The sequence below is a fragment of the Citrobacter sp. Cpo032 genome (assembly GCF_030332975.1).
Lineage (GTDB): Bacteria > Pseudomonadota > Gammaproteobacteria > Enterobacterales > Enterobacteriaceae > Citrobacter > Citrobacter portucalensis.
This window is the reverse complement of record NZ_JAOWGU010000050.1, coordinates 88731-99895: the sequence shown is the minus strand read 5'-3', so window position 1 is coordinate 99895 and position 11165 is coordinate 88731. Positions and strand designations below refer to the sequence as shown.

Below are 11165 nucleotides of genomic sequence, written 5' to 3'. Positions count from 1 at the left end.
AACTACAGCCCCGGATGCCATGACGTCCGGGGCAATAACAGTCGTCGCTGCCGTATTTTGTAAGGGATAAACTATGAGAAATGTCGCGCCTGTTGCATTACTTCTGGCATTAACGCTCTGTACCCTGCGGGTGAATGCCGAAGATGAACCGCAAATTATTACGCCGGAAGGACTGGCCACCAGCCAGATGCTTCCCTCGCTGGACGGCGCGGTTGCCGATCTGCCGCTGAGCGCTGCCGCACCCGGCAACCTGATGCTCAACGACGCGGTAAGTCGTGCCGTGAGCTGGCATCCTTCTATTCGTGAATCGATCGGCAAACTGCTTTCGCAAAACGAACAGATCGACGTGGCGAAATCGAAATATTACCCGCAGGTTTCTGCCGGAATGAATAACGGTTACAGCAATACCTATACCGACCACGGCTTTAGCCCGGCGCTGGTTATTTCGGTGTCACAAATGCTGTACGACTTCGGCAAAGTGGCAAGCCAGGTCCGCGCCGAGACCGCCGGAGCCGCACAACAGCAGGCGAATGTGTTACTCAGTATTGATACCATCGCCCACGCAACCGCCAACGCGATAGTCCAGGTGCAGACGTGGCAGCAAATGGTGGACGCCGCCGAAGAACAGCTCACCGCCTTAAACGACATTGGTCGACTGACCCGACAACGCAATGATGAAGGGGCAACCTCGCTGTCCGACGTGGTGCAAACCGATGCGCGTATCGAGTCTGCACGTTCTCAGCTGGCGCAGTATCAGGCCAATCTCGACAGTAGTAAGGCCACATTGATGAGTTACCTCGGCTGGAACTCACTTAACGGCATCAGCAACGAATTCCCGGCCAAACTGGACAGCAGCTGCGATGTGGTCAAACCGGAAGATAAACTGGTTCCCGCGGTTCTGGCGGCCTGGGCGCAAGCGAATGTGGCACAGGCAAATCTCGATTACGCCAACGCGCAGATGACGCCCACCATCTCTTTGGAACCGTCGGTTCAGCATTATCTCAACGACAAATACCCCAGCCATGAGGTGCTCGACAAAACCCAGTACTCCACGTGGGTAAAAGTTGAGATGCCGCTGTATCAGGGGGGCGGACTCACCGCCAGGCGCAACGCCGCCAGCCATGCGGTAGAGTCTGCACAATACTCCATCCAGCGCACCCGACTCGAAGTACGACAAAAATTACTGGAGTCCCGCAGCCAGGCAATTAGCCTCGCCACCGCCCTGCAGATTCTGCGCCGCCAGCAGCGACTGAGTGAACAAACGCGCGAGCTTTATCAACAGCAGTATCTGGACCTCGGTTCGCGCCCGCTGCTCGACGTGCTTAACGCCGAGCAAGAGGTGTATCAGGCCCGTTTTGCCGAACTCCAGACTCAAAACCAGCTGCGCCAGCTCCAGCTGAACTGCCTCTATAACACTGGCTCGCTTCGCCAGGCGTTCGCCTTAAATAATCGCAGCATTCAATCGGTGGAGATCAAGCTATGAGCGACCTCGATTCACATGCAGAAGATGCGATTAGCGAACACGCTCTTAGCCAGTGGGCGCAGGCGATGACGCATATTGCCAACCATTATCGCGTGGCCTGTTCTCCCGGCGCAATCCAGGCCAACGCCCCGTGGTTTGCGGGAAAAAGCCGGGCAACGGCCCTGTCGCAACTGGCGCGTCAGGCTGGACTGTCATTTCATGCGCTGGATACCGCCACGCAGGCGTTCGGTCAGTGGCGTCTGCCGGTGGTGGCGGAACTGCGCGACGGCCAGCTAATGGTGATAGAACATTTCAACGGCGAAGATGCACTGGATGTGTTTATCATCGCCGAAGAGGGCCAGCGTAACCGGCTCACGGTCGCAGAGCTTCTGCCGGAGATCGTGAGTATTACCGCGATGCGCCCGCTGTCGGCGCTGAAGGACAGTCGGGTAGACCGCTATATTTCGCGCTTCAAGCCCGACTGGATGCGCGAACTGGTGTTAAAAGACATTAGTCCTTATCTGCCGGTCATGATTGCTGCCTTCCTGATTAACGTCCTGTCGCTCGCCGGAATTATCTTTTCTATGCAGGTTTATGACCGGGTGATCCCCGCCCAGTCTTATCCAACGCTGTATGTTCTCTCCACTGGCGTTCTGGTGGCAGTGCTGTTTGGCTTTTTGCTGCGTGAAGCGCGTACCCACATCATGGATCTGCTCGGCAAACGCGCCGATATGCGCATTTCCGATCGCGTATTCAGCCATGCATTGCGCCTGCGTAACAGCGCCGTACCCCGCTCGACGGGGAGCTTTATTTCTCAACTGCGCGAGCTGGAACAGGTTCGCGAGATGATCACCTCCTCGACCATGTCGACCATTGTCGATCTGCCGTTTTTCTTTTTGTTTATCGTAGTGCTGGCTTTTATCGCCCCGCCGCTGGCATGGATAGCGCCCGTCGCAGCCCTGCTGATGATCCTGCCCGGTTTGCTGTTACAGAAGAAGCTGGCGGTGCTCGCCAACCAGGCTGCCCATGAATCCACCCTGCGCAACGCGGTGCTGGTCGAGAGCGTTCAGGGGCTGGAAGACATCAAGCTGATGCAGGCGGAAAACCGCTTTTTACAGCAGTGGAACAGCTACATCCGCATTACCGGAGAGTCCGGGCTGCGCACGCGCAGGCTGACTCAGGGGCTGATTGGCTGGGGCATGTCGGTACAAAGCCTGGTCTACGCCGCGATCATTATGTTCGGCGCGCCGATGGTCATTGAAGGCACGATGACCACCGGCGCCGTGGTGGCCGCTTCGATGCTCGGTTCCAGAATGATTGCCCCAATGGCAAATCTGTGCGGCGTGCTGGCCCGCTGGCAACAGGTCAAGGCGGCGAAGATGGGGTTAGACAGCATCATGCAGCTTCCCACCGAAACGCAGTACGACGAAGACCGGGTGCATCAGGAGATTTTTCACGGCCATTATCTGTTTGAGAACGCACACTTTCGCTACCACAGCGACGATCAGCGCGTTCCGCTGCGCATCTCGCGCCTGGAGGTCATGCCCGGCGAGCGCGTGGCAATCCTCGGGCGTAACGGTGCCGGGAAATCAACCCTGCTGCAGGCCATGGCGGGTGGTGTGGAGATTATCCAGGGCGATGTCCGGCTCGACAACCTGAGTCTGGCGCAGATCGATATGGCTGATTTACGCCGCAACATCGGTTTTCTTAGCCAGAACGCGCGGCTGTTTTTCGGCACCCTGCGCGAGAACCTGACCCTCGGCGCACCGCATGCCAGCGACGCGCAGATCTTCGAAGCGCTGGAGGTCAGCGGCGCGGCAGCTTTCGTTAAACAGCTCGCCAAAGGGCTGGCGCATCCCATTATGGAGGGCGGCAACGGTTTGTCCGGTGGACAACGGCAGTCGATCCTGCTGGCAAGAATGCTGCTGCGATCGCCCAATATCGTGCTGCTCGACGAACCCAGCGCCTCGCTGGATGAACATACCGAGCGGGAGTTTATTCAGCGCCTGAACCAGTGGCTGGGCAACCGCACATTGATTGTCGCCACCCATCGCGTACCGGTTCTGGAGCTGGTCGAGCGCGTGGTGGTATTAAAAGAAGGCCAACTGGTCATGGATGCCCCGAAAGCGCAGGCATTAAATGCGAGCCGGGCACCCGCCCCAACTCACGGTCGGGAGTGGAAAAATGAAAACCAATCCGCATGATGCCGCCATGGACGACCTCGATATCCGCCGCGAGCACCGTTTTTCCGGGGCCAGCCGCATTATTCTGCTCAGCACCCTGCTGTTTGCCGTCCTGGGTATCTGGGCATATTTCGGCAAGCTGGATGAAGTCTCAACCGGCAGCGGAAAAGTGATCCCCAGCTCGCGAGAGCAAGTCTTGCAGTCGCTGGATGGCTGCATTCTCGCCGAGCTTACTGTACGCGAGGGAGATAAAGTGCAGGCCAATCAAATAGTCGCCCGCCTCGACCCCACCCGTTCTGAGTCCAATGTTGGGGAGAGCGCCGCCCGTTATCGCGCCTCATTGGCTTCCAGCGCAAGGCTTAATGCCGAAGTTAACGATCTGCCGCTGGTCTTTCCCGATTCACTGCGCGCCTGGCCGGACCTCATCGCCTCCGAAACTCGCCTGTATAAAAGCCGCCGCGCGCAGCTTGCGGATTCAATGGCAGAACTGCAAGATGCACTGGTCTCAGTAAATAAAGAACTGGCCATCACCCAACGGCTGGAGAAAAGCGGTGCCGCCAGCCACGTAGAAGTGCTGCGCCTGCAACGACAAAAAAGCGATCTGGGATTAAAAATCACCGACCTGCGCTCGCAATATTTCGTGCAGGCGCGGGAAGCGCTGTCAAAAGCTAACGCCGAAGTGGATATGCTGGCGGCTATTTTAAAAGGACGCGAGGATTCCGTCACCCGCCTGACCGTACGCGCGCCGATGCGCGGTATTGTGAAAAACATCCAGGTCACCACCATCGGCGGCGTTATCCCGCCCAACGGCGAGATGATGGAGATTGTGCCGCTGGACGATCATCTGCTGATAGAAACCCGCCTGTCGCCGCGTGATATCGCTTTCATCCATCCCGGCCAGCGGGCGCTGGTGAAGATTACCGCCTATGACTACGCCATTTACGGCGGTCTGGAAGGCGTAGTCGAAACCATCTCTCCGGACACCATTCAGGACAAAGTGAAACCGGAAATCTTCTATTACCGCGTGTTTATCCGCACGCATCAGGACTTCTTACAGAACAAACTGGGACGCCATTTCTCCATCGTACCAGGCATGATTGCCACAGTGGATATAAAAACAGGTGAAAAAAACATCGTCGACTATTTAATCAAACCGTTTAATCGCGCAAAAGAAGCGCTGCGCGAGCGCTAAATCCTTGAGGATTAGGGGTTGCGGGGGCTGGTCACGCGTGTCACAAGTCTGTTATACTTGCTCTAACACATTGGGGCTGATTCTGGATTCGACGGGATTCGCGAAACCCAAGGTGCATGCCGAGGGGCGGTTGGCCTCGTAAAAAGCCGCAAAAAAATAGTCGCAAACGACGAAAACTACGCTTTAGCAGCTTAATAACCTGCTCTGAGCCCTCTCTCCCTAGCTTCCGCTCTTAAGACGGGGATCAAAGAGAGGTCAAACCCAAAAGAGATCGCGTGGAGGCCCTGCCTGGGGTTGAAGCGTTAAAACTAATCAGGCTAGTCTGGTAGTGGCGTGTCTGTCCGCAGGTGCCAGGCGAATGTAAAGACTGACTAAGCATGTAGTGCCGAGGATGTAGGAATTTCGGACGCGGGTTCAACTCCCGCCAGCTCCACCAATTTTTGATATATTGAAGTTCAGTGAAGTCTATCAAGCCCGCATGGAACCAGCCTTGCGGGCTTTTTTACGTCTATAGTAGTCTACCAAGAATTGCTAGAATCTACTCGTTATGGCACCCTTTTTGGGACCCAACACAAAGGGTCCAAAACATGAGGGTCCCAAACATGGCAAAAATCGCTAAGAAGCTCACTGACACTGAAATCAAAAGCACCAAACCTGCCGAGAAAGAGGTTAACCTTTTTGACGGCGATGGTTTGCTCCTGCGAATCGCCCCCTTGGCGAAGGGAGGAAAGAAAAATTGGTATTTCAGATATGCAGTGCCTGTGACCAAAAAGCGAACTAAGGTGAGCTTAGGAACCTATCCTCACCTTACACTTGCGAAGGCACGAGCTTTACGTGATGAGTATTTGTCGTTGCTTGCAAATGGTATAGACCCACAAGTTCATAACACCCACAAAGCCAATGCCCTTAAGGATGCCACGGAACATACATTTCAAGCAGTAGCCAAGAAGTGGCTTGATGAGAAAGTCAAAACGTCAGGCATCTCCCAGGATCATGCTAACGACATCTGGCGAAGCCTAGAGAGAAATATCTTTCCAACGTTGGGTGATACCCCCATTAAGGAGATTCGCCCTAAAATGCTTAAACAGCATTTAGAACCTATAGAAAAACGAGGTGTCCTTGAAACACTTCGCCGCATCATATCCCGCCTGAATGAAATTTTCCGCTATGCAGCAACAGAAGAACTCATAGAATTCAATCCGGCTGACAACCTGGGGCAACGGTTCAGCAAGCCAAAAAAACAGAATATGCCAGCATTATCCCCTTCCGAACTCCCCCGCTTCCTGGTTGCTCTAAACAATGCTTCTGTCCGTTTAGAAACAAGGCTACTGATTGAGTGGCAACTTCTCACATGGGTTCGCCCTGGTGAAGCTGTTCGCACAAGATGGTCAGATATTGATATAGAAACCGGCATGTGGAACATCCCGGCGGAGTTTATGAAAATGAAGAAACCTCACAAAGTTCCACTGAGCAAAGAAGCTTTGCGAGTCTTGGATTCAATGAAAGCCATCAGCGGGCATAGAGAGTGGGTTTTTCCCAGTATCAAAGCTCCACTCAATCACATGCATGAACAAACAGCTAATGCGGCTATAATCCGTATGGGCTTCGGAGGTGAGCTTGTAGCTCATGGTATGCGATCAATCGCCAGAACGGCTGCTGAGGAGTGTGGCAAGTTTAGAACTGATGTCTTAGAAGCCGCCCTTGCCCACTCGAAAAAAGATGAAATAATTGCAGCCTACAATCGTGCAGAGTATCTCACAGAACGTGTGGTTCTCATGCAATGGTGGAGTGACTATGTTTCGTCTCAAAAATACAAAGTTATTGCCGCATAACTCTTCGATGATGGGTTAACTATCTTGATTTATTTGAAGAATTAATGATCACACCATTAACCTATGTGGACTAAGCATAGCCATTTACAAATGGTTACCTTGAGGCCAAATAACAAAAGCTGTCGGTCATATCAACTAAATAATTCACATCTCTTCTCGATTATCATACACCTCGAAGATCTACCAAATTCGCTCTAATCAATGATAAAACAGTTGAATTCGGTTAAAATTTGATCAATTTTATCCTCTACATTGTATTGAATCATCCATGAGGTTTCGTGCATGGCTAGAGAAAATGATAAAAATCATAGAGTTAGGGTCGCACAGTACTTGAGGATGTCTACCGACCATCAGCAATATTCTTTACATAATCAGTCCGAATATATCAAAGATTATGCTGAAAAGAACAATATGGAAATCGCTTATACCTACGATGATGCAGGTAAGAGCGGAGTCAGTATCGTAGGCAGGCATTCTTTGCAGCAGTTACTTAGCGATGTAGAACAAAAGAAAATAGATATTCAGGCTGTATTATTTTATGATGTGAGCCGTTTTGGTCGTTTTCAAAATAGTGATGAAGCTGCATATTATTCCTTTCTATTTGAGAGAAATGGTGTAGATCTTATATATTGTTCCGAACCTATACCCACTAAAGATTTCCCTTTAGAGTCCTCTGTTATACTGAATATAAAAAGATCTAGTGCTGCATATCACAGCAGGAATTTATCTGAAAAGGTATTTATAGGGCAAGTAAATTTAATAAAGCTTGGTTATCATCAAGGCGGTATGGCTGGTTATGGGCTGAGACGTCTTTTAGTAGACGAAAATGGCATAGCTAAAGAAATATTGAGTTTCCGCAAAAGAAAGAGTATTCAAACAGATAGGGTAATATTAATTCCGGGACCAAAAAATGAAATAAAAATTGTAAATAGAATCTATGATCTCTTTATAGATAATAATGTGCCAGAATTTATTATTGCTGAGAGATTAAATGAACAGAACATACCTGCAGAAAATGGAACATTATGGACTCGTGCAAAAATACATCAAATTTTGACAAATGAAAAATATATTGGAAACAATATATATAACAAAACCTCATCTAAACTAAAAAGTAGGCTTGTAAAAAACCCCAAACATGAATGGGTTAGATGTGACAAGGCATATAAACCTATTATTTCAAAGAAAAAATATAATAAAGCTCAAGAAATAATTCAGCTCCGATCCATTCATTTGACTAATGAAGATCTATTAGAAAAACTAAAACAAAAATTAGAATCTAATGGAAAACTATCAGGCTTTATCATTGATGAAGATGATACAGGCCCTTCATCTTCTGTTTATAGAACCCGATTTGGTGGTCTTTTAAGAGCATATACTTTGATTGGTTATAAGCCAGATCATGATTACAGCTATCTCAAAATAAATGAAGCACTAAGATCATTTTACTCAGAGATAATTGAGGATTTTAAGGGTGAAATTTTAAAAAGTAACTGTCATATAGACGAGTATAAATATGCCCCAATGCTTTACATCAATGATGAGTTTTTAATTTCCGTCCTTGTTACTAAATGCATACATATGAAATCAGGTAAACTTAGATGGAAAGTCCGGTTTGATAACTCACAGAAAGCAGACATAACAATTGTTATACGAATGAATTCACAAAATATTTCACCTCTTGATTTTTATATCATACCAAAGATTGAAAACGAATATAGTAAAATGTGCATGACGGAAACAAACAACATTCGATTAGATCTCTATAGATTTGATAATCTTGATAAACTTCTACAAATTATTACTCGCATGAAAGTGAGGGAACTATATGCTGCCTGAAAAAAATGAATTCCCAATAATTCAAATTGAGATTGCAAAAATAAAATTTCTTAACCCACGGACAAGAAATAAGGTAGTGCATGAAGAAATAAAGGAAAGCATAAAAAAAAGAGGGTTAAGCAAGCCTATAAGCGTAAGAGCTATTGATGAAGACGATTTCAAATATGCTTTAATTTGTGGTCAAGGGAGAATAGAGGCTCTCGTTGCATTAGGTGAAACTATTATTCCAGCAATTGTAAGAGATGTATCAGAAGAAGATGCTTACGTTATGAGTTTAGTTGAAAACATTGCAAGGAGAAGACCACGTTCTAATGAGTTATTACAGGTGATTAAAGACATGAAAATCAGAGGGCTTTCAGACTCCGAAATAAGTGAGATTACTGGATATTCATCGAACTGGGTAAGCAGTATTAATATGCTACTTGATAAGGGAGAGCATAAACTTCTCTCAGCAGTCGAACGGGGTAATTTGCCTCTGTATCTTGCAGTGCAATTTGCAAGATGTGAAACTGAGGAAGCACAAGATATTCTTACCGAAGCATATGATAAAAAATTAATAAAAAGTCGGGACATTATAAAGATAAAACACATTCTAAATCAAAGAACAGTTGGGAATAAAGGTGCAAAAGCAGCCGGATTTTATTATCACAAACCATCAAAAAGGATGACTGCAGAGGAGTTGATTGAGCTTTATGAAAATAGTATCGCTGAACATAAATCTGTTTATAACAACTCAAAATTCATAAAAACCAATCTACTAATAGTAAATGAGATTTTTAACATCATAATGATGAATAAAAGCTTTCAACATATACTTGAACAAGAGAATCTTTCAGAACTACCATCTCAGATATTAAACCCAGTAAACAAAGAGGTATCAAAATGATTCAGATACGTTTTGGCGATAATTTTATTTACCTGGAAACTAATAAGTTAATTCCATCTAAGGAATTATTAGAAAACGTAAAGCGAAGCCATAAATACCATCAAATAGTTACCTCCATCGAAAGCTTAGGTATTATTGAACCAATAATAGTGTTCTATGACAAAGATAAAGATGTCACTAAGATACTTGATGGCCATTTAAGGGTTGAGGCTTTAAAAGACTTAGGTATAGAAAAAGCTCCATGTATACTTTCGAGCATAGATGATGCTTTCACTCCTAACAAACAAGTGAATCATATAAATGTAGTTGAAGAACATAGAATGATAATTAAGTCTCTGGCAAAAGTATCAATTGAAAAACTTAGTGCTGCTTTGGGCATATCTGTTGATGCCATAAAAGATAAAGCTAATGTGATGAACGGCATAGATCCAAGTGTAATTGCGAAACTTTCTGATAAACCTATACCTAAGGCTACATTTGACGTTTTGAGGAAAATGAAGCCAATTCGCCAAATTGAAGCAGTCGGTACAATGATTAATTTTGATAATTATAGTAAAAAATTTGCAATGAGCATCTTGGATGCAACACCGGCATCGATGATAGTAAATAAAGGGAAAAACACTCCCTATAAAAAGGATATAAAAAAAACCATACTTCGTCTGGAACAAGAAATGGCAACAACTTCGGAAGAAACGAAAAAGCTTCAAACCGAGTATGGTTCAGATATGTTGAAATTCGTTATAATCCAGTCATATATTAATAAATTACTTGGCAACTCTAAAGTTCTTCATTGGTTCTTAGAAAACGAGGTTGATTATCTTAATGAGTTAAAAAGAATTTCTAGAATAAATTCTTTGGATGATAAGACTCTTACTGAAAACAGCAAATCATAGTCATGGTTTTATATAGCCTAAATAAACCAAGAAATATACTTACACAACGACCTTCACGCCGGAGAAGCTGTCAGATACGCCAGCAACCAAAGCATTACGTTTAAGTGTCAGTCATTTATACGAAGGGATAACTGCGCCGGACATTGAGTCGAATAAAGGCTGGTAGAGAGGGACAGTTCTGTGTCACCGGGAGATTAGTCAGAAACATCAGCGGCAGAACATATGAACCAGCAATTGGTAGTGCACAGAAAACTCTCCAGTATTTAATTATTCAACTTAACACTAAAAAATTCACATAGTTAATATCATAATTTTTCTTTGGTCTACGTATGCGAGAGACATTGTGGCTTTAACCAGGTATTAGGAGTCGTTTCAGATAAAAGATGTTCTTCGATTCGACTGGACTTGGTAATAGCAATAAGAAATCGTTAATATTGAAGGACGAAAGGCTACTTCAAAACAAAGTAACCTTTCCAATATCCCAATATATGGGACAAGTGGTACATTAACTGCACATAGTGCAGGATACATATGACATAAAACTTTTTATTTATGGCATACATTATAAATAACTTGTATTTTATGAATGTCAATAGGTTCTTTAAAATAATTAAATTGATTGTTTTTATTATAGCTTCGCTTGTATAAGCGAAGATCCTATTGTTCTTGAATGAATAATGCAAATTATAAGAGAAGCAAGGGCTAACTCTGCGAAGCCGCTGCGCTTGCTTCTTCGAGCTCCCCTTGCTTTTCTGCCCTTCGGTTAGAAAAGAAACCAAACCGCTACCAACCTTGAACGGTAATGACTCCAACTTATTGATAGTGTTTTATGGTCAGATAATGCCCGATGACTTTGTCATGCAGCTCCACCGATTTTG

The 11165-nt window shown here is 46.2% G+C and carries 8 protein-coding genes and 1 other RNA gene; 8 read left to right on the top strand and 1 reads right to left on the bottom strand.

The features are described 5' to 3' along the window. Positions 1 to 73 precede the first annotated feature (73 nt). The 8 genes from OGY33_RS21250 to OGY33_RS21215 all read left to right on the top strand — a co-directional run bounded on the left by OGY33_RS21250 (position 74) and on the right by OGY33_RS21215 (position 10287). Positions 74 to 1483 (top strand): TolC family outer membrane protein, encoded by a 1410-nt coding sequence (locus OGY33_RS21250; RefSeq protein WP_048225125.1) that lies wholly within the window; start codon positions 74 to 76, stop codon positions 1481 to 1483. Beyond that, positions 1480 to 3666, top strand: coding sequence for a type I secretion system permease/ATPase (locus OGY33_RS21245; RefSeq protein WP_212025072.1), 2187 nt, complete (start codon positions 1480 to 1482; stop codon positions 3664 to 3666). Before OGY33_RS21250 ends, OGY33_RS21245 begins: the two co-directional genes overlap by 4 nt. A gap of 7 nt (positions 3667 to 3673) precedes the next feature. Further along, positions 3674 to 4837, top strand: a complete 1164-nt coding sequence (locus OGY33_RS21240) for a beta-barrel domain-containing protein (RefSeq protein WP_191239005.1) — start codon at positions 3674 to 3676, stop codon at positions 4835 to 4837. A gap of 72 nt (positions 4838 to 4909) precedes the next feature. Continuing rightward, positions 4910 to 5273: a transfer-messenger RNA gene (ssrA, locus tag OGY33_RS21235) on the top strand. Positions 5274 to 5439: 166 nt separating this feature from the next. Then, positions 5440 to 6669 carry an integrase domain-containing protein gene (locus tag OGY33_RS21230; protein WP_023337654.1) on the top strand — a complete coding sequence of 410 codons (1230 nt, stop codon included), beginning with the start codon at positions 5440 to 5442 and terminating at the stop codon, positions 6667 to 6669. 282 nt (positions 6670 to 6951) lie between these two features. Beyond that, entirely contained in the window at positions 6952 to 8508 is a 1557-nt protein-coding gene (locus OGY33_RS21225) for a recombinase family protein (protein ID WP_047743978.1), read from the top strand. Continuing rightward, positions 8498 to 9394: a ParB/RepB/Spo0J family partition protein gene (locus OGY33_RS21220; protein WP_023337657.1), complete on the top strand. Its 897-nt coding sequence runs from the start codon at positions 8498 to 8500 to the stop codon at positions 9392 to 9394. Before OGY33_RS21225 ends, OGY33_RS21220 begins: the two co-directional genes overlap by 11 nt. Next, positions 9391 to 10287 (top strand): ParB/RepB/Spo0J family partition protein, encoded by an 897-nt coding sequence (locus OGY33_RS21215; protein WP_000614783.1) that lies wholly within the window; start codon positions 9391 to 9393, stop codon positions 10285 to 10287. Before OGY33_RS21220 ends, OGY33_RS21215 begins: the two co-directional genes overlap by 4 nt. A gap of 813 nt (positions 10288 to 11100) precedes the next feature. Here OGY33_RS21215 and OGY33_RS24510 read toward each other — a convergent pair. Beyond that, positions 11101 to 11165, bottom strand: a 65-nt coding sequence (locus tag OGY33_RS24510) for an IS1 family transposase (protein ID WP_072190463.1), incomplete at its 5' end; no start/stop codon positions are given.

What these genes read in the sequence shown, in the direction of transcription:
- OGY33_RS21240 (WP_191239005.1), top strand. Translation starts at nt 3,674, where the DNA reads ATGGACGACCTCGATATCCGCCGCGAGCACCGTTTTTCCGGGGCCAGC.
- OGY33_RS21230 (WP_023337654.1), top strand. Translation starts at nt 5,440, where the DNA reads ATGGCAAAAATCGCTAAGAAGCTCACTGACACTGAAATCAAAAGCACC.
- OGY33_RS21245 (WP_212025072.1), top strand. Translation starts at nt 1,480, where the DNA reads ATGAGCGACCTCGATTCACATGCAGAAGATGCGATTAGCGAACACGCT.
- OGY33_RS21215 (WP_000614783.1), top strand. Translation starts at nt 9,391, where the DNA reads ATGATTCAGATACGTTTTGGCGATAATTTTATTTACCTGGAAACTAAT.
- OGY33_RS21225 (WP_047743978.1), top strand. Translation starts at nt 6,952, where the DNA reads ATGGCTAGAGAAAATGATAAAAATCATAGAGTTAGGGTCGCACAGTAC.
- OGY33_RS21220 (WP_023337657.1), top strand. Translation starts at nt 8,498, where the DNA reads ATGCTGCCTGAAAAAAATGAATTCCCAATAATTCAAATTGAGATTGCA.
- OGY33_RS21250 (WP_048225125.1), top strand. Translation starts at nt 74, where the DNA reads ATGAGAAATGTCGCGCCTGTTGCATTACTTCTGGCATTAACGCTCTGT.